This window comes from Kitasatospora sp. NA04385, from assembly GCF_013364235.1.
GTDB lineage: Bacteria > Actinomycetota > Actinomycetes > Streptomycetales > Streptomycetaceae > Kitasatospora.
Genome location: NZ_CP054919.1, coordinates 3,281,588 through 3,303,800 on the forward strand (window position 1 = coordinate 3,281,588; position 22,213 = coordinate 3,303,800).

27 protein-coding genes are annotated in these 22,213 nt (G+C 73.2%); 8 read left to right on the forward strand and 19 right to left on the reverse strand.

The window, feature by feature from the left end:
* Positions 1-27 precede the first annotated feature (27 nt).
* From HUT16_RS14430 to HUT16_RS14455, 6 genes are all read right to left on the reverse strand, one after another.
* On the reverse strand, positions 28-1,032 hold the full coding sequence (locus tag HUT16_RS14430) for a lysophospholipid acyltransferase family protein (RefSeq protein WP_176188582.1): 1,005 nt from the start codon (positions 1,030-1,032) through the stop codon (positions 28-30).
* On the reverse strand, positions 1,029-2,084 hold the full coding sequence (locus HUT16_RS14435) for an NAD-dependent epimerase/dehydratase family protein (RefSeq protein ID WP_176188583.1): 1,056 nt from the start codon (positions 2,082-2,084) through the stop codon (positions 1,029-1,031). Before HUT16_RS14435 ends, HUT16_RS14430 begins: the two co-directional genes overlap by 4 nt.
* 200 nt (positions 2,085-2,284) lie before the next feature.
* A complete protein-coding gene (locus HUT16_RS14440) occupies positions 2,285-2,383 on the reverse strand; it encodes an AURKAIP1/COX24 domain-containing protein (RefSeq protein WP_003948845.1) in 99 nt (32 codons plus the stop codon).
* Between the two features lie 123 nt (positions 2,384-2,506).
* Entirely contained in the window at positions 2,507-2,716 is a 210-nt protein-coding gene (locus HUT16_RS14445) for a helix-turn-helix domain-containing protein (RefSeq protein ID WP_014136488.1), read from the reverse strand.
* 118 nt (positions 2,717-2,834) lie between these two features.
* Positions 2,835-3,686 carry a phosphatase gene (locus HUT16_RS14450; protein ID WP_254897805.1) on the reverse strand — a complete coding sequence of 284 codons (852 nt, stop codon included), beginning with the start codon at positions 3,684-3,686 and terminating at the stop codon, positions 2,835-2,837.
* A complete protein-coding gene (locus HUT16_RS14455; protein ID WP_176188584.1) occupies positions 3,683-4,870 on the reverse strand; it encodes an acetoin utilization protein AcuC in 1,188 nt (395 codons plus the stop codon). The genes HUT16_RS14450 and HUT16_RS14455 overlap by 4 nt, the downstream gene beginning before the upstream one ends.
* 222 nt (positions 4,871-5,092) lie before the next feature.
* Here HUT16_RS14455 and HUT16_RS14460 point away from each other — a divergent pair, with 222 nt between their 5' ends.
* Entirely contained in the window at positions 5,093-6,097 is a 1,005-nt protein-coding gene (locus HUT16_RS14460) for a hypothetical protein (RefSeq protein ID WP_176188585.1), read from the forward strand.
* A 60-nt stretch (positions 6,098-6,157) separates the two neighbouring features.
* On the opposite strand, the gene HUT16_RS14465 is transcribed toward HUT16_RS14460, so the two are convergent.
* The 4 genes from HUT16_RS14465 to HUT16_RS14480 all read right to left on the reverse strand — a co-directional run bounded on the left by HUT16_RS14465 (position 6,158) and on the right by HUT16_RS14480 (position 8,228).
* Entirely contained in the window at positions 6,158-6,937 is a 780-nt protein-coding gene (locus HUT16_RS14465; RefSeq protein ID WP_176188586.1) for a class I SAM-dependent methyltransferase, read from the reverse strand.
* Between the two features lie 147 nt (positions 6,938-7,084).
* The gene (locus HUT16_RS14470) at positions 7,085-7,390 is read right to left on the reverse strand and encodes a hypothetical protein (RefSeq protein ID WP_176188587.1); all 306 of its coding nucleotides are present in this window, start codon (positions 7,388-7,390) and stop codon (positions 7,085-7,087) included.
* Positions 7,387-7,695, reverse strand: coding sequence for a hypothetical protein (locus tag HUT16_RS14475; RefSeq protein WP_176188588.1), 309 nt, complete (start codon positions 7,693-7,695; stop codon positions 7,387-7,389). The genes HUT16_RS14470 and HUT16_RS14475 overlap by 4 nt, the downstream gene beginning before the upstream one ends.
* Positions 7,696-7,709: 14 nt before the next feature.
* Entirely contained in the window at positions 7,710-8,228 is a 519-nt protein-coding gene (locus tag HUT16_RS14480) for a hypothetical protein (RefSeq protein ID WP_176184168.1), read from the reverse strand.
* 165 nt (positions 8,229-8,393) lie between these two features.
* On the opposite strand from HUT16_RS14480, the gene HUT16_RS14485 reads away from it, so the two are divergent.
* The 4 genes from HUT16_RS14485 to HUT16_RS38190 all read left to right on the forward strand — a co-directional run bounded on the left by HUT16_RS14485 (position 8,394) and on the right by HUT16_RS38190 (position 10,327).
* On the forward strand, positions 8,394-9,227 hold the full coding sequence (locus HUT16_RS14485) for a DUF5753 domain-containing protein (protein ID WP_176188589.1): 834 nt from the start codon (positions 8,394-8,396) through the stop codon (positions 9,225-9,227).
* Positions 9,217-9,432 (forward strand): DUF397 domain-containing protein, encoded by a 216-nt coding sequence (locus HUT16_RS14490; protein WP_176188590.1) that lies wholly within the window; start codon positions 9,217-9,219, stop codon positions 9,430-9,432. The genes HUT16_RS14485 and HUT16_RS14490 overlap by 11 nt, the downstream gene beginning before the upstream one ends.
* Before the next feature lie 26 nt (positions 9,433-9,458).
* Entirely contained in the window at positions 9,459-9,671 is a 213-nt protein-coding gene (locus HUT16_RS14495) for a DUF397 domain-containing protein (protein WP_176188591.1), read from the forward strand.
* Positions 9,672-9,787: 116 nt separating this feature from the next.
* Complete coding sequence (locus HUT16_RS38190; RefSeq protein WP_254897806.1) at positions 9,788-10,327, forward strand: VOC family protein; 540 nt, start codon at positions 9,788-9,790, stop codon at positions 10,325-10,327.
* A 225-nt stretch (positions 10,328-10,552) separates the two neighbouring features.
* On the opposite strand, the gene HUT16_RS14505 is transcribed toward HUT16_RS38190, so the two are convergent.
* Positions 10,553-11,320, reverse strand: coding sequence for an MBL fold metallo-hydrolase (locus HUT16_RS14505; RefSeq protein ID WP_176188592.1), 768 nt, complete (start codon positions 11,318-11,320; stop codon positions 10,553-10,555).
* 70 nt (positions 11,321-11,390) lie between these two features.
* Here HUT16_RS14505 and HUT16_RS14510 point away from each other — a divergent pair, with 70 nt between their 5' ends.
* Positions 11,391-12,032 carry a TetR/AcrR family transcriptional regulator gene (locus tag HUT16_RS14510; RefSeq protein WP_176188593.1) on the forward strand — a complete coding sequence of 214 codons (642 nt, stop codon included), beginning with the start codon at positions 11,391-11,393 and terminating at the stop codon, positions 12,030-12,032.
* A 299-nt stretch (positions 12,033-12,331) separates the two neighbouring features.
* Here HUT16_RS14510 and HUT16_RS14515 read toward each other — a convergent pair whose 3' ends face one another.
* From HUT16_RS14515 to proC, 3 genes are all read right to left on the reverse strand, one after another.
* Positions 12,332-13,546, reverse strand: coding sequence for an MFS transporter (locus tag HUT16_RS14515; RefSeq protein ID WP_176192677.1), 1,215 nt, complete (start codon positions 13,544-13,546; stop codon positions 12,332-12,334).
* A 95-nt stretch (positions 13,547-13,641) separates the two neighbouring features.
* Positions 13,642-14,316, reverse strand: a complete 675-nt coding sequence (locus HUT16_RS14520) for an HAD family phosphatase (protein WP_254897807.1) — start codon at positions 14,314-14,316, stop codon at positions 13,642-13,644.
* An 11-nt stretch (positions 14,317-14,327) separates the two neighbouring features.
* On the reverse strand, positions 14,328-15,155 hold the full coding sequence (proC, locus tag HUT16_RS14525) for a pyrroline-5-carboxylate reductase (protein ID WP_176188594.1): 828 nt from the start codon (positions 15,153-15,155) through the stop codon (positions 14,328-14,330).
* Between the two features lie 206 nt (positions 15,156-15,361).
* On the opposite strand from proC, the gene HUT16_RS14530 reads away from it, so the two are divergent.
* Positions 15,362-15,790: a hypothetical protein gene (locus HUT16_RS14530; protein ID WP_176188595.1), complete on the forward strand. Its 429-nt coding sequence runs from the start codon at positions 15,362-15,364 to the stop codon at positions 15,788-15,790.
* A gap of 62 nt (positions 15,791-15,852) precedes the next feature.
* Complete coding sequence (locus tag HUT16_RS14535) at positions 15,853-16,902, forward strand: hypothetical protein (protein WP_176188596.1); 1,050 nt, start codon at positions 15,853-15,855, stop codon at positions 16,900-16,902.
* A 7-nt stretch (positions 16,903-16,909) separates the two neighbouring features.
* Here HUT16_RS14535 and HUT16_RS14540 read toward each other — a convergent pair whose 3' ends face one another.
* The 5 genes from HUT16_RS14540 to HUT16_RS14560 all read right to left on the reverse strand — a co-directional run bounded on the left by HUT16_RS14540 (position 16,910) and on the right by HUT16_RS14560 (position 22,197).
* Positions 16,910-17,431 carry a hypothetical protein gene (locus HUT16_RS14540; protein WP_176188597.1) on the reverse strand — a complete coding sequence of 174 codons (522 nt, stop codon included), beginning with the start codon at positions 17,429-17,431 and terminating at the stop codon, positions 16,910-16,912.
* 48 nt (positions 17,432-17,479) lie between these two features.
* Positions 17,480-19,324, reverse strand: coding sequence for a dihydroxy-acid dehydratase (gene ilvD, locus HUT16_RS14545; RefSeq protein ID WP_176188598.1), 1,845 nt, complete (start codon positions 19,322-19,324; stop codon positions 17,480-17,482).
* Positions 19,325-19,439: 115 nt separating this feature from the next.
* The gene (locus HUT16_RS14550) at positions 19,440-20,198 is read right to left on the reverse strand and encodes a class I SAM-dependent methyltransferase (RefSeq protein ID WP_176188599.1); all 759 of its coding nucleotides are present in this window, start codon (positions 20,196-20,198) and stop codon (positions 19,440-19,442) included.
* Positions 20,199-20,230: 32 nt separating this feature from the next.
* Positions 20,231-21,034: a sugar phosphate isomerase/epimerase gene (locus HUT16_RS14555; protein WP_176192679.1), complete on the reverse strand. Its 804-nt coding sequence runs from the start codon at positions 21,032-21,034 to the stop codon at positions 20,231-20,233.
* Positions 21,035-21,243: 209 nt separating this feature from the next.
* Complete coding sequence (locus HUT16_RS14560; RefSeq protein ID WP_176188600.1) at positions 21,244-22,197, reverse strand: Ppx/GppA phosphatase family protein; 954 nt, start codon at positions 22,195-22,197, stop codon at positions 21,244-21,246.
* Positions 22,198-22,213 lie beyond the last annotated feature (16 nt).

Genomic DNA, 22,213 nt, shown 5'->3' on the forward strand with positions numbered 1-22,213 from the left:
GGCGCCGTCCCCTCAGCTCAGCTCAGCTCAGCCGAAGACGGAGCGCCGCTGCACCAGCAGCTTGTACAGCGTGTGCTGGATGGTCTCGCGGACCTGGTCGGTGAGGTTGAAGACCAGCATCGGGTCCTCCGCCGCGTCCTTCGGGTAGCTGTCGGTGGGGATGGGCTCGCCGAACTGGATGGTCCACTTGGTGGGCAGCGGGATCGCGCCGAGCGGCCCGAGCCAGGGGAAGGTCGGCGTGATCGGCACGTAGGGCAGGCCGAGCAGCCGGGCCAGCGTCTTGAAGTTGCCGATCATCGGGTAGGTCTCCTCGGCGCCGACGATCGAGCAGGGCACGATCGGCACGCCGGCCCGCAGCGCGGAGGCGACGAAGCCGCCGCGCCCGAAGCGCTGGAGCTTGTAGCGGTCGGAGAAGGGCTTGCCGATGCCCTTGAAGCCCTCGGGCCAGACGCCGACCACCTCGCCGCGCTCCAGCAGGGTCTGGGCGTCCTCGTTGCAGGCCAGGGTGTGGCCGGCCTTGCGGGCCAGCTCGTTGACCACGGGGAGCACGAAGACCAGGTCGGCGGCGAGCATCCGCAGGTGCCGGTCGGCGTGGTCGTGGACGGCGACCTGGGTCATCAGGGCGTCCAGCGGGACGGTGCCGGAGTGGTTGGCGACGATCAGCACGCCGCCCTCGGCGGGGATGTGCTCGGTGCCGCGCACCTCGATCCGGAAGTACTTCTCGGCGAGCGGCCGGAGCAGGGCGAGGAAGACCTCCTCGGTGAGCTCCCGGTCGAAGCCGAAGTCGTCGACCTCGTAGTCGCCGGTGAGCCGGCGGCGCAGGAAGCCCAGGCCGCTGGTGGCGCGTTCCTCCCAGCCCTTGCCGAACACCCGGGTGGCGGTGGCGCCGAGCTGCCCGGCGAGGGCGGCGCCGACGCCGTCGGCGATCCGGTCGGCGAGGCCGGGGCGGGGCTCGGGCCCGTTCCAGCTGGGGGCGGACTCGATCGGGATGACCTTGGCCGCCGGGTCGGCGGACTCCCGGGCGGCTGTCATCGCGGCCTCGTTTCCTGGTTCCGGGTGGGGTGGTGGTCGGTGAGCAGGCCGGTCAGCCGGTCGGTGACGGCGGTGAGCCGCTCGGGCGGCAGCGGGCCGGGCGCGCAGTGCGCGGCGAAGTCGGCGAAGGTCTCGGAGGTGGTCCAGCGCGGGGTGTGGCCGAAGCCCTCGCGCAGCTGGGCGGTGTCCACCACCCGTCCGTGGGTGAGGAGTTGGAGCTGCTCCTGGGAGAACGCCCGGTCCGCGGGGGCGGCCAGCTGCCGGGCCAGCCGGCCGATCAGGCCGAGCGCGGGCCGCAGCAGCGGGACGGTGGGGCGGCCGAGTCGGCGGGCGCACTGGGAGAGCAGCAGGACGCCGTCCCCGGCGACGTTGTAGGTGCCGGGGGGCGCGCCGAGCGCGGCGAGCCGCAGCACCTCCAGGGCGTCCTCCTCGTGGACGAACTGCAGCCGGGGGTCGTGGCCGAAGGCGGTGGGCAGCACCGGGAGCCGGAAGTACGCGGCGAGCGGGGTGTCGCCGTCCGGGCCGAGGATGTTGGCGAAGCGCAGCACCGTGACGTCGACGTCGGGGCGGCGGCGGGCGAAGCCGCGGACGTAGCCCTCGACCTCGGCGGCGTCCCGGGCGAAGCCGCCGGGGGGCAGCGCCTTGGGCTGGGTGCGCTCGCCGAACACGGCCGGGTCGCGCGGCGCGGAGCCGTACACGGCGGTGGTGGACTTGACGACCAGGCGGCGCAGGCCGGGGGCCTGCTGGCAGGCGCCGAGCAGCTGCATGCTGCCGATGACGTTGCTCTCCTTCACCGCGGCCCGGCCGCCGTGGCCGAGCGCGGTGACGTTGAGGTGCACCACGGTGTCGACGCCGTGCTCGGCGATCACCCGGGCGACCGCGGGGCGCCGCGGGTCGACCTGGGCGTACCGGACGCCGGACGGCAGGTCGGACGGCGGCGGTGCGGCGTCGACGCCCACCACCCGGTCCACCTCGGGGTGTTCGGCGATCCGTTCGGCGAACCGCGCGCCGAGCGGACGCGCCACCCCGGTGACGAGCACGACCTTGCCCACGCTGCCCCGACCTCCCTGGACGCCCACCCTGGTCTGCACCGTACCGCGCGCAGGTCGCGGGGGCGGAAACGCCACTGCCCGCCCCGGGGATTTCTCCCGGGGCGGGCAGTGGTTCACCGTCGGCGCCAGTTCTACCTGCGTCGCTGAACGCGTGTGCGGGGGGATCATCCCCGCGTGAGCGAGGACGGCGCCGAACGGTGTTACTTCTTGTTGCGACGCTGGACGCGAGTCCGCTTCAGAAGCTTGCGGTGCTTCTTCTTGGCCATACGCTTGCGACGCTTCTTGATGACAGAGCCCACGGAACATTCCTCGCTCACTCGGACCCGCGCCCGTGAGAGACGGGAGTCCATACGACTGACGGAGGGCCTAGCCTACCGTCCACGTCGCGTTTGCCGTAATCGGTGCCCCTGCGGGGCTCCGGGCTACGCGCTCTCGAGCCGCACGTAGGACTCCTGGAGGTACTCGTGCACCTTCTGCTCGGGCACCCGGAAGGAGCGGCCGACCCTGATGGCCGGAAGCTCTCCGCTGTGCACGAGGCGGTAGACCGTCATCTTCGAGACCCGCATCACCGAGGCGACCTCGGCCACGGTCAGGAAGACGACATCCTGCAGGGGACGCTCGCCGGAACTCATGACCCATCACCCGACCCTTACCCGTGTGCAAGGCACCGGCTTCCCCTCCGGTGACTCCACCGGCACACGTGTATCCCCAGAGTAGTTATGCGTGGTACGGGTGGGAAGAGGGGGGCCCTCACCTGTTGTACGGTGCGAGATCCGCCCGTTGCAGTACGTAGTCGCTCAGCGGAACGTAGCAGCTCGGCGCGGAGCCGTCCTCCAGCGGGACGACCACGTCCACCAGACCGTCCGCCTCGGCGGCGAACGGGGCGACGTCGTTGCAGTCGGCGATGCCCCCGGCCGGGATGCCGAGGCGGCCGGCGCCGCAGAGCCAGCCGTGGTCGCCCAGCACCAGGTCGGGCGGGCGGTGCCCGGCGTCGGCGAGGGCGGTCAGGGCGAGCCGGACGGGCAGCGGGGAGTGGGTGTGCGCGAGGTCGCCGGGGCCGGGGCGGCCGGGGCCGTCGGGGCCGTCCAGCGCGCGCATCACCAGGACGCCGTCGAGTACGTCGAGGTAACGGGGGCGCTCGCCCTCGGGGGTGGGCTCGCGGAAGCGCGCGCCCCGCGCGGGGGTGTGCACGGTGCAGCCGGCCGCTTCGAGCGCCTCGGCCAGCGCGCGGTGGAAGCCGGCCAGCTTGGTGGGGTGGCCGGTGCCGGCCAGCACGCTGCCGCGCCGGTCGGCGGTGCGGCGCAGCAGGGCGGCGAGGCGGTCCAGGGCGTCGAGGGTGCGGTCGGGGTCGATGGAGTCCGGGCCCTGGCGGTGGCGCGGGTCGGGGTTCACGCCGGCCTTCGCGGCCATCAGCTCCAGCACGGCGGCCTCGTCGCGGCGGGCGGCGGCGGGATCGAGGCCCATCAGCGTCCGGGGGTCGCCCTGGGCGAACAGCCGGTAGTGCCGGAGGTTGTTCTGCCGCGGGGTGGGGACTTCGGGACCGGCCAGCCGGTGCTTGACCAGGTAGCCGCGCAGTTCGTCGCGGTCGATCCGGGCGGTCACGGGATCAGTCCGTGGTGCGGGAGGACGGCCCGGCGGGTGGCCAGGACGGCCTGGTCGAGGCGGTCGGCGGGGTCGTAGCCGCCGTCGTGGAAGTCGGACCAGTTCGGGGTGGCCCCGTCGGTCATCCGCAGCGGGGCGGGGCGACGGGTGAGCCGGTAGGTCTCGGCGCGCCACTCCTGGGGAGTCTCGGTGGCCGGGTCGACCGGGTGGCCGGCGGCGGTGGCGACCAGGTGCGTCCAGGTCCGGGGCACCACGTCGACCACCGCGTACCCGCCGCCGCCGGTGGCGATCCAGCGGCCGTCGGCGTGCTCGTGGGCGAGGCGGTGGACGGACTCGGCGATGATCCGCTGGGCGTCGACGGTGACGGCGAGGTGGGCGAGCGGGTCCTCGACGTGGGTGTCGGCGCCGTGCTGGCTGACGATCACCTGCGGGCGGAACGCGGCCAGCAGTTCCGGCACCAGGGCGTGGAAGGCGCGCAGCCACCCGGCGTCGCCCGTCCCGGCGGGCAGCGGCAGGTTGGCGGCGGTGCCCTCGGCGTCCGGGCCGCCGGTCTCGGTGGCCCAACCGGTCTGCGGGAACAGCGTGGTGGGGCTCTCGTGCAGCGAGACGGTCAGCACCCGGGGGTCGTTCCAGAACGCCTGCTGCACGCCGTCCCCGTGGTGGACGTCCACGTCGACGTAGGCGACCCGTTCGGCGCCGAGTTCGAGCAGCCGGGCGATGGCGAGGGCCGGATCGTTGTAGACGCAGAACCCGGACGCCCGGCCGGGCATCGCGTGGTGCAGCCCGCCCGCGAAGTTGACGGCGTGCGGGGTCTCGCCGCGCCAGACCGCCTCGGCGGCGGCCACCGACTGCCCGGCGATCAGCGCGGACGCGGTGTGCAGCCCGGGGAACGCCCAGTTGTCGTCCGTCCCGAGCCCGTGCGCGGCGTCGACCGTCGCGGGGTCGGCCGCGGCCCGCTTCACCGCCGCCACGTACTCGGCCGTGTGCACCAGCCGCAGCGTCGAGTCCCCGGCCGCCGGGGCCGAGCGCACCGTCACCGACGGCAGCGCGGTCAGCCCCAGCGACTCGACCAGCCGCATGGTGAGCGCGAGCCGCGTCGGGTCCATCGGGTGCCCGGGGCCGAAGTCGTATCCGGTCTCGGCCTCGTCCCAGAACAGGTGCAGGCCGCAGGTGGTTTCCGCCATGCCCCACACCGTATCGGGGCGGCCCCGGAGTGACCGATCAGCGCCGCTTCGCCGTCGACCCGCCGTCCACGACCGACCGGATGGTGACCGAGTGGCGATCGTTTCCGGACCGCTTCGCGCGGAGCGTAGTCGGCGTGTTACGTTCCGCGACGTCGCCTCATTAAATGTTCGCCCCGGCGGTGCGGTAACACCCCGGGGCACGACACAGGAGCCACAACTCCGATGCACATCAATCGTAGCGCCCACGCGGGCCGCTTCACCGTTCTTCCGAACCAACTGCTGCAGAACTCCGACCTCCACTGCGGCCCCCGGGGGCTGCTCGGGTTCCTGCTCTCCCTCCCCGACGGCCGATGGATGCCCGCCGAGGAGATGGCCCGCCACTCCGGCGAGAGCCTCAACCGCATCCGCAAGTACCTGCGTGATCTGGCCGCGGCCGGCTACTACGCCGTCCGCCGGGTCCGGATCGCCCAGGGCCACATCATCTCCGTGCAGCACGTCACCGACGTCCCCTGGCAGTTCCCGTCCGCGCAGGTCGCACCGACTGTGCGGGAACCGGAGTCCGGTTCCCGTGAGCTCCTAAAGACAAAGAACCAGGAGCAAGGAACCCCCCTCCCACCCCTCCCTCCCGAACCGCCCGCCGGGCCGCACGCCGAACCGCCCGCCGAACCAGCTGCCGGGCCGCCCGCCGAACCGCACGCCGAACCAGCTGCCGGGCCGCCCGCGATCCCGCGCCAACGCACCCGGACCGCACCGCGCCCGCCCGCGCCCATCCCCGTACTTGCCCCCGCACTTGCCCCCGCGCCCGTCCCCGCGCCCGTCCTCGACGGCCGGATGCGCACCGCCGCCGACGCCCTGCTGCGCGTCGTCCGCCGCGAGCCCCGCCTGCGGATCGGCGAGGCCGAGGCCGCCCGTCTGGCCCCGCTGGTGGCCCGCTGGATCGACCGCGGCAGCACCCCCGCCGACCTGGCCGCCGCGCTGCTGCCCGGCCTCCCGGAACAGGTCCACTTCCCCGGCGGGCTCCTGCGCCGCCGCCTCACCGACAAACTCCCCGCCGTCCTCACCCCGCCCGCCCCCGCACCCACCTGCCCCGCCTGCCACGACCCCGTCCCCCGCCCCGGCCCCTGCCCGCCCTGCACCCAGGCCCCGCCGTCCGCCCCCGTCACCCCGGGCACCGGCGCCACCCTGGCCCGCGAAGCCCTCCGCCGCGCCCGGGCCGCCACCTGCTGACCGCGCCGGGCAGCAGGAGCAGGTCCGCGCCCGCCCCGGACCGGATGCGTGCCTGGTCTCCTACCGGGACGAAGTGCGCTGAGCGGTGAGTACGGGCTGGTAGTACCCGCTGGAGGCCGGGGTGTGCCAGGTGAGGCTGGTGAAGCCGGCTTCAGTGACGAACTCCGTCAACTGCTGGCGGGTCAGTGCCCAGTAGGTGGTGCGGCGGACTCGGACATTCCAGGTGTTCTGCGCCGGGGTGAGTTGGAAGTGCTCGAGGTCGTAGCGTTCGCCGTCCTCGTGCCAGTGCCAGAGCTGGAAGTTGATCACCAGGCCGTCGGGGGTCTCGGAGACCTGGGGTGGTGTCGCTGTGGGTTTGGCCAGGCGGGCGTCGTCGTAGTCCCGGAGGGTGATCACCAGCAGTCCGTCGTCTCGGAGCACGCGGCGCATGCCGATGAGTGCCGCCTGGAGGTCCTGCGCGGACAGCAGGTGCGGGAGTGAATTGTCGGCGCACAGGACGACGTCGAAGATCGACGATTTGAAGGGCAGTTGACGCATGTCCGCGGCGGTTGCCGGAAGGCTGACGCCACGGGCTGCCGCTTCGGCTGCGGCTCGTGCGGCTGCGAGGGGGCTCAGGTCACTGCCGACGACTTCGTGCCGTCCCAGGGCCAGTCCGACCGCTTGGGTCCCGATCCCGCACGAGCAGTCCAGGATTCTGTGCGGTCCCGGCCCCAGACGCGAGTGCAGGAGCTCGTCCAGCACCTGGGCCTGATGCGCCATGCTCGCGTCCCAGTCCCGGAAGATCAGGTGGTAGTCGCGGGCCAGTTCGTCGTAGAAGTCCCTGGTTGAGGATTCGGACATGCGCGCCACCATAGTGCGTGACTGTCAGGCGGGCGTGCCGTTCTGGGCTGCGGCGGCCGGACTCCGACCTCCCCGACAATCGGACGGACGGCACCGCACGTCCAACCGCCCCGACCACCGACCCGGCCAACCATCCCGGTCAGAGCACTAGCTGTCAGCCCGATCGGCCCGGTCGTTGGGGGCGTGGTGGACTTCGCTCCAGACGGTTTCGCGGGCGGTGCCGTCGTTGCGGGAGGGCGGGGAGTAGCGGTGTCCCCAGCGGTCGCCGAGGGCGAGGGCGTCCAGGACGGCCCGGTGGTCGTCGGGGCCCGGGGAGCCGTCGGCGGGGCGGAGGATGTCGAGTTCGACCCGGTAGCCGTCCGGGGTCACGGTCAGCCGGGCCTCCCCGCCGCCGCCGGCCCTGGTGAGCCGTTCGGCGATCTCCCAGGCGCGCTGCCGCAGCATCTCGCTCACGAGGCGGCCCCCAGCGCGCAGGCGCCCGACTGAACGGGCAATTCGCCGCGCAGGTAGGCCAGTTCGACCAGCGACTCGGCCAGCCGCTGCACCCACGGCAGCCCGACGCAGCCCAGCGCGACGGCGCCGAACTCCGGCAGCACGTCGTCCCGGTAGATGGGCGACAGGCCGGACGGCGGGTCCAACCTCGCTGCCCGGAAGGCCCGTTCCAGCAGATCGGCGGCCCGCTCGGCCTCGGTGAACCTGCCGCGCAGGAACCGCCGGAGGACATCGGTCTCCTCCAACGGCTGTCCGGTGTACAGCACTTGCTCTCCCTCACTCACTTCGACGGTGTCGGCGATGGTGTCGGCGATGGTGTCGGCACGGACGCTTCGGGACGGACGGACTCGGCCCGCACCAGGTCCGCCCGGGTGGGATGACGCACCGCGCGCCGGTCGACCACCCAGGGCGCGCCCCCGTCGCCGGGCACGAGCACCAGCTCGCCGCCCTCGCCGAGGTGGGAGAACTCCCCGAGCCGACCGTTCGCCGTATCGACCAGCAACTCACCCGGCTCCGGCACCCAGGACGCCGCTTGGCCCCCGGCGCAATCCCCGCCCCGCACGGCCCGCACGTACGGCGCACCCGTCCAGACCAGCGTCGCCAACTCACTTGCCACGTCCGGGCTCACGCCACCGAGCTGCACCAGGTGCGTGCCCGTGGCCGCCTTCTCCACCCCCAGCGAGGGCAGCTTGAGACCGGCCGAGCCGAGCGCCTCCCGAAGGCCGTCACACACCTTGCGCGCGAAGGCCCGATCCTGCCGCTCCAACCGGTCAAGCAGGGAGTTGGCCATGGCGGTCACCACCCGTCTCCTCGATCCGCGAATGTCACGTTCTGTGCTCCAAGCGTCGCGGACCGGCGCTACGCTGAACAGCAGAGACGCGTTCCATCCGGGCAGCTGAGAAACGGCCGAGCCCGGGCTCCGTTGCGTGGAACGCGTGCAACGCGAGGGGTAGAGGAAGCGATCATGGGCTTTCAGAAGCGGCGTCCGAATCCGACCCTGAGTGCCCGTCACTTCTACGGCTCCGAGGTCTTGCGGCACCGAGAGGAACGCAGCTGGCCCTTGTCCCGTCTGGCCAGTGAGGTGCACTTCTCCATCGCCACCCTCTCCCGGGTGGAGAGCGGGGACCACCGCGTTCCGGAGGGCCTGTCCGAGCAGTTGGACCGGGTGTTCGAGACCGGCGGCCACTTCACGCGACTGCTGCCGCTGGCCCGGCAGGAGGACCATCCCGCGAAGTACCGGGAGATCCTGGCCCTCGCCGACACGGCCAAGGTTGACGAGTCCTACAGCCCCGGCATCCACGGCCTGCTCCAGACCGAGGCATCCGCCCGACACATCCTGCGTTCCGGTATGCCCTACGGCCCGGAGGAAGAGGTCGAGCAACGAGTGCGGGCGCGGCTCGGACGGCAGGTCCGCATGTACAACAGCTCGGAGTGCCGGTACTGGTTCATCCTCGACGAGGCCGCGATCTGCCGCCGGATCGGCAGCCGGGCCGAGATGACCGAGCAGTTGCGCGCCATCCTCGCAGCGGCACAACTCCCGAACGTCGTGGTGCAGGTGCTCCCCTTCTCCGCCGGCGTCCACTCCGAGACCTCATCGCTATGGCTCCTTGGGCTGGCGGGCGGCCGCCAAATCGCCTACGAGGAGACCACCCGGGCCGGGGTGGTCTTCGAAGACGCCCGTGAGGTCGCAGAACGCACGGCACTCTACGATCTGCTGAGGGCTCAGGCGTTGTCCACGGCCGAGTCCACGCGAGTGATCAGCGCCGAGTTGGAAGGACTAGCCACCGATGGCCCATGACGACCTCAAGCAGACTGCCGAGCGCCGCTGGCGCAAGAGCAGCCACAGCAACTCCGACGGCGGCGGGTGCATCGAGGTGGACGACGCCAACCCCGGCCATGTCCGCGACTCCAAGGACCCGCACGGCCCGCACCTGGAGTTCACCCCCACCGCCTGGGCGGCCTTCGTCACCGCCACCACCACCGGCCAGTTCGGCCCCAGCTGACCGCACCACGGAAGGGACGGACCTCGATGCCCCACCACGAGCCATCTGCGATGGAGCGCCGCTGGCGCAAGAGCAGCCACAGCAACTCCGACGGCGGCGACTGCATCGAGGTGGACGACGCCAACCCCGGCCATGTCCGCGACTCCAAGGACCCGCACGGCCCGCACCTGGAGTTCACCCCCACCACCTGGGCGGCCTTCGTCACCGCCACCACCACCGGCCGGTTCGGCACCAGCTGACCGCACCACTCAGTGCCGAGCAGGCCCCCTCCCCGGAGGGGGCCTTCCGCTGTCCAGTGTCGCCTGTCCTGGATACGGAGGTTTCGATCTTCATCCGAAGTCTGGGATGTGCGCAGGTGGGCGTCGATCGGGCGGCCGTGCTGCGGGGCTGCACAAAGACCAGGCGCGGCACGCTGATCGCCTGCCTGCCCGGCAAGGCCCGGATGCGGGGCCGTGACGACCTGACCGCAATGTTCTGCAAGCGGGTGGCCACCGAAGTGAAGCGGGCCCGCGAGGAGGTGGAGGAGATCCGCCGCCAGCAGCAGACGTCTGCCGCTCCCAGGCCGGACCGGAGTGCGGCATCATCACCTTCTCCGCGGTGGGGTGAACTCTTGGACGTCCCCGTGAAGACGGACGTCAGCGACACCGGAGCCGTCTACGCCTGGGTGGAGGTTGGCGGGATCGAGGTCGGCTTCCACCCGGCGGACGACGAGCGCAACCTCCGAGGTGGCAGCCCGGTTGTGTACTGGGGCGTGGACGACGTCGACCAGGCCCGGGAGCGACTGCTGGTGGCCGGCTGCGAGCACCACCGCGGCCCGCTGACCATCGAACCCGGCCGCAGGATCGCCCAGCTGCGCGACCCGTTCGGCACCATCGTCGGCATCGAGGGCCCGTAGCAGAGCGGACCGCACGCGTACGGAGGCCCCGCACGATCCGGGCCTCCGTCGTTTCCGTCAGACGGTGGCTTTGTTCACGAGAACAGGCGGCAGTTGTTCACGAGTTTGGGAGGCACCTGCCGCATTCGATGTTCGATTTTCGCGGAGACGGCCGGTCTCCGGGAGAGAGTCGGGGGGCGCAACGGTTTGCCCGTTCCGGGGTCATGGCGGGAACCGGCTTGTCGTTCAGCGGGAGCCGGCCTGTCGAGCCTGGTGCGTGGCGCTGCGCGGGTCGCCGTCGAAGGGGCGGCCGTGGCCGGGCAGGAGCAGGGTGGCTTCGGTGAGTTCGTCGAGCTGGTCCAGGGAGGCCAGGGCGGTGCGGCTGTCGTGGGTGAAGCCGCGGCAGACCAGGGTGGGGCCGGTGTGTCCGGTCAGGCCGTCGTGGGTGACCAGGGCGTCGCCGGTGAAGAGCAGTCCACGGTCGGGGAAGAGGTAGCCGGTGCTGCCCGGGGTGTGGCCGGGCAGCGGGACGGCCCGCGGCCTGCCGGGGACCTCCTCCAGCCGTCGGCCGGTGTCGAAGGTGCGCACGCCGGGGGTGGCGGGGGCGGTGAAGGCGCCCTTGCGGGCGAGGTGGAGCGGGGTGGCGATCGCGGCGGGCCGACGCAGGAGGTAGGGGAGGGCGGAGCGTTCCGGCTTGGCGTGGCGCAGGGCGCTGCGCGGGCCGTCGCGCAGGATCGCGGCGTCGCTCTCATGGACCCAGATCTCGGCGCCGGCCCGCTGGAGGGTGTGGGCCAGGCCGGTGTGGTCGGGGTGTGCGTGGGTCAGGAGCACGGCGCGGACATCGGCCGGGGAGTGCCCGGAGTCGGCCAGATGCGCGCGCAACTGCCCCAGGTGGGCCGGCAGCCCCGCGTCGATGAGGACCAGTCCGTCGGGTTCCTCGACCAGGTAGAAGTTGACGACGTCGTCACCGAGGCGGTCCACGCCGGGGGCGACGCGGCGGTCGTAGCGGGGCATGGGTTCCTCCGGGACGGGGACGGACACATTTCGATACAGTTGACTGTAATGGATAAGAGGGGAATCCGAGATGACCGGTGAGACTGCGCGCAGGCCGTACGACTCGGGGCGCCGGCAGGAGGCCGCGCGCCGCAGCCGTGCCGCGATCCTGGCGGCCGGCCGGGAGCTGCTGCTCCGTGACGGCTACCGGGCCACCACCGTCCGCGCGGTGGCCGAGCGCGCCGGTGTCTCCCCCGAGACCCTCTACAAGGCGTTCGGCGGCAAGCCGGGGCTGGTCAAGGCGCTGTGGGACGTCACCCTGGCCGGGGACGACGAACCCCTGGCCATGGCCCAGCGGCCCCAGCTCAAGGCCGTCCTGGCCGCCCGCGACACCCACGCCAAGCTCCGCCTGTACGCCGCGTTCGTCCGCGGCGTCCACGAACGCCTCGCCGACCTCGCCGCGCTTCTCGCCCAAGCCGGCCCCGACGGCAGCCAGATCCTCACCCTCAGCGAAGAAGAGCGGATGACCGGCGTCAGCGCCTTCGTCACCCACCTCACCGACACGGGCGTCCTGCCCGCGGACGCCGACGCGGCCCGCCTGGCGGACTCCTGGTGGGCCCTGACCGGCCCTCACCTGTACACCCAGCTCACCGCCGGCCGCGGCTGGAACACCGACGCCTACGAGGACTGGCTGACCGGCATGCTCCTCTCGGGTCTTGCCCACACGACCTGAGCCCTCGCTCACCACCGCCCCGATCGGCCACAGCAGCCTCCGCCGAACACCTGGACCCGCAGCGCGCCTTGCAGTGGGAGCACCCGCCGGACATCGGGCCAGAGCCGCTCCCCGACGGCGCGTTCGACTCTCACGCGCGATCAACTGCTGCTCAATCTCGTGAACAAGCGCTGCCGCTTCTCGTGAACGGAGCCGGCCGGTGGAGTTCGTGAAGATGCGCGCCCAGCGCCTGCGGTGGCCGGATGCCCCGGCCGGCCGGCACGCCTGGCTGGACGACCCCGCCCGGTCGGTCTGAGCGCTCAGGCCGGGATGCGGGCCGAATCCGTCCGGTCGTCGGCCGGGGCCGGGGCGAAGTGCGGGGCGAGCGGGAGGATGGCGAGGACGAGCAGCATGGGGGCGCAGAAGGCCCAGCGGTAGTCGGAGAACGCGGCGAGGGCGCCGACCAGGGGGGAGCCGATCAGGAAGCCGACGTAGTTGAAGAGGTTGAGGCGGGCGACGGCGGCGTCGCTGGCGTGCGGGAAGAGGCGGCCGCCGGCGGCGAAGACCTGGGGGATGATCGCGCAGATGCCGAAGCCGAGGACGGTGAAGCCGAGGACGCCGGTCCAGGTGCCGGGGGCCAGGACGGCGATCAGGAAGCCGGCGGCGGCGACGGCGGTGCCGGTGCGCACCACGGGCAGGACGGTGAAGCGCTGGACGGCGCGGTCGCCGACGGTGCGGCCGAGCAGCATGGCGACCATGTAGCCGAGGTAGGAGAACTTGGCGAGGTCCTCGGGGCTGTGCAGGCCGTCGGTGAGGTACTTGACGCTGTAGTTGGAGACCGAGGCGTCGGCGATGTAGGCGAAGGCCATCACGGCGCACAGCGGGAGCAGCGGCTTCCAGGGGATGCGGCGGGCGGCGAGGACGGCGGCCTCGCGGACGGCGTCGCCCAGCTCGGCCGGTCCGGCGAACCAGCGTCCGGCGACGATCGCGGCGGGGACGAGGACGACCGCGGCGCCGCCGAAGAGCAGCGGCAGCCCGGTGTCCCAGTGCGAGCCGGCCGCGGCGATCGCGGCGCCGACGATGCCGCCGAGGCTGAACGCGGCGTGGAAGCCGATCATGATGCTGCGGCCGTAGCGGTGCTGGAGGCCGACGCCGAGCATGTTCATCGAGGCGTCGAGGGCGCCGACCAGCAGGCCGAACAGGCCGAGGGCGACGGCGAGCTGCCACAGCTGCGAACCGAGGCCGGTGAGGGCGAGGGTGAGGCAGAGGGCGGGCTGGACGACGCGCAGGACGCCGCGCGCGGTGGTGCGCTTGACCAGCGTCTCGGAGGCGATGGAGCCGGCGCCGGCCAGGACCGGGACGGCGGCGAGGAAGACCGGGAGCAGCCCGTCGCTGAGGCCGTAGCGCTTCTGCAGGTCGGTGATGCAGGTGACCAGCAGGGCGAAGGTGGTGCCCTGGAGGAAGAAGGAGACCGCCAGTGCGGCCCGGGCCTGCCGGAGCCGGGCGGTGGGTGCGGCCGTGGCCGTGACCTGCATCGGGACCTCGCTCACCACCGACGCTACCGGCCGGTACGCAACTGTTGGGCAGAGCGTAGGCGGTCGGCGGCGCCGGCGGGAGGGGTGCGGGGGGATCAGTTCGGCAGCAGGCCGATCGCTTCGTCCAGGGTACCGAGCAGGCCGGTCGCCCCGGCCGAGGTGAGCTTGGCCGGGTCGGTGAGCGCCGCGTACCCGTAGACGTCCATCCCGGCGGCGCGGGCGGCCAGCACGCCGTTGCGGCTGTCCTCCAGGACCAGGCAGCGGGCCGGGTCGACGCCCATGGTGCGGGCGGCGTGCAGGAACAGGTCGGGGGCGGGCTTGCCGACGCCGACGTCCTGGGCGGAGAACAGCAACTCGTCGGTGAAGTACCCGGACAGGCCGGTGAGGCGGTGCGCGGTGCGGATCCAGGAGTGGTGGGCGGAGGAGGCGACGCAGTAGCGGACGCCGTGCTCCTGGAGGTGGGTGAGGAGCTTCTCGGCACCCGCCACCGGCCGCAGCTCGCGCTCGAAGGCGGCGAACACCCGGTCGTGGAACAGGTCGTCGAAGCCCTCCGGGAGGCTCGCGCCGTACCGCTCGGCGATCACGTCGTGCACGGTGTGCGCGGCGGTGCCCATGAAGTCCCGGTAGGAGTCCTCGACGGTGGTGGGGTGGCCGAGTTCGGTCAGGTACTCGGCGAGCACCCGGTTGGAGATCGGCTCGCTGTCCACCAGCACGCCGTCGTTGTCCAGGATCAGCAGGTCGTAGCCGTCGCGGCGGATGTCGTCACTCACGTCGCCCGAGCCTACTTGCCGCCGCCGGCCAGCTCCCGGGAGCGGTCCCGGGCGGCCTCCAGGGCGCCGAGCATCGCGGCCCGCACGCCGTGGTTCTCCAGCTCGCGGATGGCGGCGATGGTGGTGCCGGCCGGGGAGGTGACCGCCTCGCGGAGCTTGACGGGGTGCTCGCCGGAGTCGCGCAGCATCACCGAGGCGCCGATCGCGGACTGCACGATCAGCTCGTGCGCGACCTGCCGGGGCAGGCCGAGCAGGATGCCGGCGTCGATCATCGCCTCGACCAGGAAGTAGAAGTAGGCGGGGCCGGAGCCGGACAGCGCGGTGGCGGCGTCCTGCTGGCCCTCCGGGACGCGCAGGGCCTTGCCGACCGAGCGGAAGATCGCCTCGGTGCGGGCCAGGTGCGCCTCGGTGGCGTGCGAGCCGCCGGAGATCACGCTCATGCCCTCGTCGACCAGGACGGGCGTGTTGGGCATCACCCGGACCACGGGGGTGCCGGGGGCGAGGCGCTCCTCGAACCAGGCGGTGGGGATGCCCGCGGCGGCGGAGACCACCAGCTTGTCGGCGGCGACGTGCTCGGCCAGCTCGTCCAGCAGGGTGCCCATGTCCTGCGGCTTGACCGCGAGGATCAGGGTGTCGGCGAGCTTGGCGGCCTCCGCGTTGGTGACGGTGGTGACGCCGTAGCGGTCGGCCAGCTCGGTGGCCCGCTCGGGGCGGCGGGCGGTGACCAGCACGTCGGCGGGCGAGGTGCCGGCCCGCAGCAGGCCGGAGAGCAGGGCCTCGCCGATCTTGCCCGTCCCGAGGAAGGCGATCTTCTGGCCGGCGGTGGTGCTGTCGCTCATGGTGCGTGCCTCCGTGCGCTGCGGTTCCTGGCCGCCCATCTTGCCCCGGGACGCCGCCGCCCCGGCGGAGGTGTCCACCCTGCGGGCGGCCGGGCGGCCCGGCGGCGCGCGGGGGGCCGCCCGCCCCCGTAGGGGGAATCTCAGGGGCCCGGGCTCTGGATTCCGGGGCCGGGCGGGAGCACCGTGGAGGCATGGGACACGGAGAGTTGTCAGGACGTGAGAACCGCCAGGTCGCCGTCGCCGCCGCGACGCTCGGGCCGTGGCGGACGGCGGCGGCGGTGGGCACGGTGGTCGGCGGGGCCGCGTTGGCGGTGGACGTGCTCACGCTGCACTGGTCACTGGACATCCTGGCCGGGCCGGTGAGCCTGGGGCTGTTCTTCTTCTTCCTGGTCGGCACGGTCGGCGGGCGGCTGCGCGGCGGCGGCGACCGGCGGCTGCGCCGCTGGGCGGACGCCCACCCGTGGCAGTCCGTGCTGCCGGCCACGGGGGCGCTGCTGGTGCTGAACACGCTGGCCCTGTGGCTGCTGGGCGACCACGGCCTGTTCGGGGCGCTGTTCGACTCGCTGCTGCCGGCCGGCGCGCTGCTGGCGGTGGCGGGCGTGGTCGGGGCGGTGAAGGCGGCCCGCAAGGGCTGACGGCGCGTCACGTCCGCCCCCCGCTGTCGGGCGTGTCCGCGGTGGTCGGCATACTTCCGGCCGTGCCGACGATAGATGAGCCGGGGCCCGCCGACGGCGGCCCCGGAAGACCTGACAACCCCTTCGAGCAGACGACCGCGCCGGAGCGGCCCAAGCGCACCCGCTCGGTGCGCGACGGGCTGCTGCTGGTGCTGGTGATCACCGCCGTGCTGGTCGGCCTGGGCGCCGCCGGCGTCGGCCGCTCCAAGGCGCCGAAGTCCTCCGCGCTGCCCTCGGTGGGCGCGGAGACCGCCGCGCCGAGCAGCGCCCCGCCCACCGTGGCCCCGGACGTGCCGACCCCGGAGCACCCCTGGTCGGGCTCGCCCGCCGAGGCGTGGCCGAACGGCGCGGACGGCATCGGCATGCCCGACAGCACGCCCGCGACGGGCGTGTTCAGCGCCAAGCAGGTGGCCGCCGACCTGGCCGCCGTCAAGGCGTACCTGGTGGCCAGCAACCTGGACCCGCAGGTGGTGTCGGGCGCGAGCGCGCAGCCCGTCCTGGACCTGATGGACCGGCAGGACGCCGACCTGCTCGCCAAGGCGCTGGCGCACCCGAGCGCCGAGAACGACCCGACCAGCTGGCTGAGCCGGTTCGACCCGGCCTGGGCGGTGCCGGTCACCACCGAGGTGAAGGTGCAGGGCCGGATCAGCTTCGAGGGCGACGGCGACCGGGGCATGCTGGTGCACACCGACGTCACCTACGTGTACGCGCTGCGCCCCGGCCCGGACGCCGGGAAGGCCGCTCCGGGCGGCACCGCGGCGCCGGCCTCCTGGGTGCAGGCGGACCACGGCCGGGAGGTCGAGCGGGAGATCGTCCGCCGGGTGCAGGACTTCCGGTTCTACGACCCGGCGCACTACGACGTGCAGGCCGGCCGGCCGGTGCTGGACAAGGGCAGCGCCGACTTCGGCAACAACCGGTGCGAGATGGGCTCCGGCTTCCTGGAGCCCGAGTTCGCGTTCATGCGGGCGGCCGCGACCGGCCCGGCGCCGAGCGGCCCGGCCAGCGACCCGTACGACCGGACCAAGCCGATGGAGAACGGGCCGCAGGACTGCGGCACGGTCAGCCGCACCTGACGGCCGCTCAGGAGCGCCGCCGGGCCGCCTTGCGCGCGTCGCGCTCGGCCCGGGCGGCGCTGCGGCGCAGCCAGGTGGCGGTCTCCTGGTCGTGGACGGCCCGCTTGAGGCCCTCGCCGGGGGCCTCGACCAGGCTGCGGGCGAAGTAGACGGCCAGTGCCCCGGCGAAGCCGACCAGCCAGACGCCGGCCAGCTGCTTCTCCTCGGCCGCCCAGCCGGTCAGCGAGTCCTTGCCCTCGGTGAGGATCTTCCAGTTCCGCAGGCCGGCCAGGGCGGAGCAGACGCCGATGGCGAGCATCAGCAGCACCGAGAGCGGGGCCGCCTCGGAGATCCGGACGCCGGAGACGCCCAGGCGCAGCAGGAGCGCCCCGGCGGCGGTGGCCGCGAGGGCGCCGAGCGACACCGCGGCGCGGCGCAGCCAGTAGCCGGTGCCGCGGTCGACCCAGGTGGTGCCGAACCAGCGGATCGGCTGGGGGGCGGGCGCCCCGTCCGCGGTGGTGGTCGTCCCCGCCGTACTCGTCGTACTCACGGTCCGATTATCACCACGAACGGGGGCCGGCCCCCGGCGCCACGCGCCTCAGCCGAGCTTGGAGACGTCCCGGACGGCGCCCTTGTCGGCGGAGGTGGCCATCGCCGCGTACGCCTTGAGCGCGGCCGAGACCTGGCGGTCGCGGTTCTTCGGGCGGTAGCCGCCCTCGGACTCCAGCTTGAGCCGGCGCTCGTGCAGCTCCTCGAAGGAGACGTCCAGGCTGATGGTGCGGGCCGGGATGTCGATGGTGATCGAGTCGCCGTCCTCGACCAGCGCGATGGCGCCGCCGGAGGCCGCCTCCGGGGAGATGTGGCCGATGGACAGGCCCGAGGTGCCGCCGGAGAACCGGCCGTCGGTGATCAGCGCGCACGCCTTGCCCAGGCCGCGGCCCTTGAGGAACGAGGTCGGGTAGAGCATCTCCTGCATGCCCGGGCCGCCCTTGGGGCCCTCGTAGCGGATGACCACCACGTCGCCCTCGGCGATCTGCTTGGTCAGGATCTTCTCGACCGCCTCGTCCTGGGACTCGCAGACCACGGCCCGGCCCCGGAAGCGCCAGATCGACTCGTCCACGCCCGCGGTCTTCACCACGCAGCCGTCCTCGGCGATGTTGCCGTACAGCACCGCGAGGCCGCCCTCGACCGAGTAGGCGTGCTCGACGCTGCGGATGCAGCCGTTCGCGTCGTCGGTGTCCAGGGTGTCCCAGCGCTCGGACTGGCTGAACGCCTCGGCGGAGCGGACGCAGCCGGGGGCGGCGTACCAGAGGTCGACGGCCTCGGCGGAGGCGGAGCCGCCGCGCACGTCCCAGGTCTTCATCCACTCGGCGAGCGAGCCGGAGTGCACGGTGTGCACGTCCTCGTGCAGCAGGCCGCCGCGGTACAGCTCGCCCAGGATGGCGGGGATGCCGCCGGCCCGGTGCACGTCCTCCATGTAGTAGGAGCCGTTCGGGGCGACCTTGGACAGGCACGGCACCCGGCGGGAGACGCTGTCGATGACCCGCATGTCGAAGTCGACCCCGGCCTCCTGGGCCGCGGCCAGCAGGTGCAGGATCGTGTTGGTGGAGCCGCCCATCGCGATGTCCAGCGCCATGGCGTTCTCGAACGCGGCACGGGTGGCGATGCTGCGCGGCAGCACCGAGTCGTCGTCGCCGCCGTAGTAGCGGTTGGTGATCTCCACGACGGTGCGGCCGGCCTGCTCGTACAGGGCGCGGCGGCCGGTGTGGGTGGCCAGCAGCGAGCCGTTGCCGGGCAGCGAGAGGCCGATCGCCTCGGTCAGGCAGTTCATCGAGTTGGCGGTGAACATGCCCGAACAGGAGCCGCAGGTCGGACAGGCGTTCTCCTCGATGATCGAGATGTCCGCGTCCGAGACGTTCTCGTTCACCGCCTGGGAGATCGCGTCGACCAGGTCCAGCTTGCGCACCGTGCCGTCGACCAGGGTGGCCTTGCCGGCCTCCATCGGGCCGCCGGAGACGAAGACCGTGGGGATGTTGAGGCGCAGCGCGGCCATCAGCATGCCGGGGGTGATCTTGTCGCAGTTGGAGATGCAGATCAGCGCGTCGGCGCAGTGCGCCTGGACCATGTACTCGACCGAGTCGGCGATCAGGTCGCGCGAGGGCAGCGAGTACAGCATGCCGTCGTGGCCCATCGCGATGCCGTCGTCGACCGCGATGGTGTTGAACTCGCGCGGGATGCCGCCCGCCTGCTTGATCGCCTCGGAGACGATCCGGCCCACCGGCTGCAGGTGGGTGTGGCCCGGGACGAACTCGGTGAAGGAGTTGGCGACCGCGATGATCGGCTTGCCGAAGTCCTCGCGGGCTACGCCCGCGGCGCGCAGAAGGGCGCGCGCGCCCGCCATGTTGCGACCCTGGGTGACCGTGTTGGACCTCAGTTGGGGCATCGTTGCCGCTCCTTCAGGAGACTCTCGGGGGCTGTCGAGCCTACGCCCGCGCGGGCCGCCCCCGGACACGGTGTCCGCGATGCGGTCAGCGCGGGCGGGCCCGGCGGACGCCCGGCTACGGCTTCGGCACCACGAAGACGTCCAGCAGGTACGGCTCGACGACCTGCCCGTCCGGGAACTCGGCGAGCAGCGCCTCCCGTTCGGCGGCCAGCACGGGGGCCCGCTGCTCCGGCTCCAGCACCGCGAAGTACGAGCGGGAGGTCAGGTCGTCGATCACCTGCTCCACCGGGAGGGTCCGCTCCCAGCGCAGTCGCGCGGAGCGCACCTCCAGGCCGGTCCGCGTCAACGCCTCGTGCCGGACGTTCACCCCGCCGTAGTGGTGGTACGACGACGGCAGGGCGGCCGCCGTCCGCTCCTGCTGGGCGGCCAGCCACGGCACCTCGTAGTCCTTGACGTTCCACCACACCGCGAGCGCCCCGCCCGGGCGCAGCACCCGCAGCGCCTCCGGGACCGAGCGCTCCGGCTCGGTCCAGTGGAACGCCTGGGCGTACGTCACGAAGTCCGCCGAGGCGTCGTGGAACGGCAGTTCGTCCCCGGCGGCCTTGACCACCGGGATCTGCGGGCTGACCTCGCGCAGCACCGCCGCCATCCCGTCGCTGGGCTCGACCGCGATCACCCGGGCGCCGCGCCCGGCCAGCAGCCTGGTCGCGATGCCGGTGCCCGCCCCGACGTCGAGCACGTCGGCGCCGGGCAGCGGGCGGCCGGCGAGCCGCTCCAGCTCGTCGAACAGCGCGTCCGGGTAGGAGGGGCGGGCGGCCTGGTACTGCGCGGCCACCGGGCCGAAGGAGTTGGCGTGTGCCGTGGTGTCGTACACCGGGTGGTCCCCCTGTTCCGTCGTGGTTCCCGTCAGTGTCGCGGCCGGGACGTCGCCAGGTGCAGCCTGGTGAACGCCAGCGCCTCCGCCAGGTCCGCCTCCTGCTCCGCCGGGCCGCCCGACTTGCGGGTGTTCACCTCCAGCACCACGTGCCCGTCGAAGCCCGTCCGCGCCAGCCGCTCCAGCAGCTCCGCGCACGGCTGCTTGCCCCGCCCGGGGATCAGGTGCTCGTCCTTGCCCGACCCCGACCCGTCCGCCAGGTGCACGTGCGCCAGCCGGTCGCCCATCCGGTCCACCAGCTCGAACGCGTCCGTCCGGGACGTCGCCGCGTGCGACAGGTCCACGGTGAAGTGCCGGTACTCCTCGTCCGTGACGTCCCACCCCGGCGCGTACGCCAGCACCTCGCGGTCCCGGTAGCGCCACGGGTACATGTTCTCCACCGCGAACCGGACGTCGGTCTCCCCCGCCATCCGGTTCACCCCCGCCACGAACTCCCGCGCGTACTGCCGCTGCCACCGGAACGGCGGGTGCACCACCACGGTGTCCGCCCCCAGCCGCTCGGCCGCCCGCCGGGCCCGCACCAGCTTCGTCCACGGGTCCGTCGTCCACACCCGCTGGGTGATCAGCAGGCACGGCGCGTGCACCGCGAGGATCGGCACCCCGTACTGGTCCGAGAGCCGCAGCAGCGCCTCCACGTCCTGGCTCACCGGGTCGTTCCAGACCATCACCTCGACGCCGTCGTACCCCAGCCGCGCGGCCAGCTCGAACGCCGTCTCGGTGGTCGACGGGTACACCGACGCGGTCGACAGCGCGACCTTGGTGTCCGGCACGTGCAGCGCCGGGTGCGGCGGCGGCCACCCCGGCCGGTCCAGCTTCCGCCGCGCCGCGCGGGCGGCCCGCGCCGCCTTCAACGGCAGGGGGCCGCGCCTCGACCGCCGCTCGTCCGCCGAATCCGCCACGCCCACCAGACTAAGTCAGACCGGGACGAGCCAGACGCGCCGCGCAGCCGGGAGGCGCGCGTCAGGGGTGCGGGGCGAGCGCCGCGCTACGCCTCGATCGCGGTCCGGTTCTCCGGTCCGTCCATCGTGTCCAGCCGTCGCAGGATGATCCCCTCGCGCAGGGCCCACGGGCAGATGTCGAGTTCGTCCAGGCCGAAGAGGTCCATCGCCGCGTCGGCGACCAGCGCGCCGGCCAGCAGCTGGCGGGCGCGGCCGAGCGAGACGCCGGGGATCCGGGCGCGTTCGGCGGGCGTCATCGCGGCGAGGCGGGGCAGCCACGCGGAGAGGCCGGAGCGGGTGAGCTTGCGCGGGACGCGGACGCCCGCGCCCTCGGGGGCGGCGCCGGTCATCCGGGCGAGCTGCTTGAAGGTCTTGGAGGTGGCCACCGAGTGGTCCGGCGGCCCGAGCCGGGCGAAGTCGCCGACCGCCCCGGCGATCTCGGCGCGGATGTGCCGCCGCAGCTCGCGCAGGTCCCCCGGGTCGGCGACCTCGCCGGGCAGCCGGGAGGTGAGGCGGCCCGCGCCGAGCGGGAGGGAGGTGGCGACGTCGGGCTGCTCGTCGATGCCGCAGGCGATCTCCAGCGAGCCGCCGCCGATGTCGAGGTTGAGCAGCCGCCCGGAGGACCAGCCGAACCAGCGGCGGACGGCGAGGAAGGTGAGCCGGGCCTCGTCCTGCCCGGACAGGACGGTGAGCGCGACGCCGGTCTCGTCCTCGACCCGGCGCAGCACCTCCTCGCCGTTGACGGCCTCCCGGACGGCGGAGGTGGCGAACGGCAGCAGGTCGACCACGCCCTTGTCCTCGGCGACCCGGAGCGAGGAGGCGACCATCGAGACCAGGCGCTCGACCCCGACCCCGCTGATCGACCCGTCCGCCTCCAGCAGCTCGGCGAGGCGCAGTTCGGCCTTGTGCGAGTACGCGGGCAGCGGGGCCGCACCGGGGTGGGCGTCCACCACGAGGAAGTGGACGGTGTTGGAGCCTACGTCGAGCACACCGAGTCGCATGACCGTCCAACCTAGC

Bases quoted from the DNA above. Each gene is read 5' to 3' on its own strand.
- HUT16_RS14460 (WP_176188585.1), top strand. From the start codon at position 5,093: ATGCACATCAATCGTAGCGCCCACGCGGGCCGCTTCACCGTTCTTCCG.
- proC (WP_176188594.1), bottom strand. From the start codon at position 15,155: ATGAGCGACAGCACCACCGCCGGCCAGAAGATCGCCTTCCTCGGGACG.
- HUT16_RS14490 (WP_176188590.1), top strand. From the start codon at position 9,217: ATGGCCCATGACGACCTCAAGCAGACTGCCGAGCGCCGCTGGCGCAAG.
- HUT16_RS14510 (WP_176188593.1), top strand. From the start codon at position 11,391: ATGACCGGTGAGACTGCGCGCAGGCCGTACGACTCGGGGCGCCGGCAG.
- HUT16_RS14445 (WP_014136488.1), bottom strand. From the start codon at position 2,716: ATGAGTTCCGGCGAGCGTCCCCTGCAGGATGTCGTCTTCCTGACCGTG.
- HUT16_RS14485 (WP_176188589.1), top strand. From the start codon at position 8,394: ATGGGCTTTCAGAAGCGGCGTCCGAATCCGACCCTGAGTGCCCGTCAC.
- HUT16_RS14430 (WP_176188582.1), bottom strand. From the start codon at position 1,032: ATGACAGCCGCCCGGGAGTCCGCCGACCCGGCGGCCAAGGTCATCCCG.
- HUT16_RS14515 (WP_176192677.1), bottom strand. From the start codon at position 13,546: ATGCAGGTCACGGCCACGGCCGCACCCACCGCCCGGCTCCGGCAGGCC.
- HUT16_RS14495 (WP_176188591.1), top strand. From the start codon at position 9,459: ATGCCCCACCACGAGCCATCTGCGATGGAGCGCCGCTGGCGCAAGAGC.
- HUT16_RS14560 (WP_176188600.1), bottom strand. From the start codon at position 22,197: ATGCGACTCGGTGTGCTCGACGTAGGCTCCAACACCGTCCACTTCCTC.
- ilvD (WP_176188598.1), bottom strand. From the start codon at position 19,324: ATGCCCCAACTGAGGTCCAACACGGTCACCCAGGGTCGCAACATGGCG.
- HUT16_RS14455 (WP_176188584.1), bottom strand. From the start codon at position 4,870: ATGGCGGAAACCACCTGCGGCCTGCACCTGTTCTGGGACGAGGCCGAG.
- HUT16_RS14505 (WP_176188592.1), bottom strand. From the start codon at position 11,320: ATGCCCCGCTACGACCGCCGCGTCGCCCCCGGCGTGGACCGCCTCGGT.
- HUT16_RS14465 (WP_176188586.1), bottom strand. From the start codon at position 6,937: ATGTCCGAATCCTCAACCAGGGACTTCTACGACGAACTGGCCCGCGAC.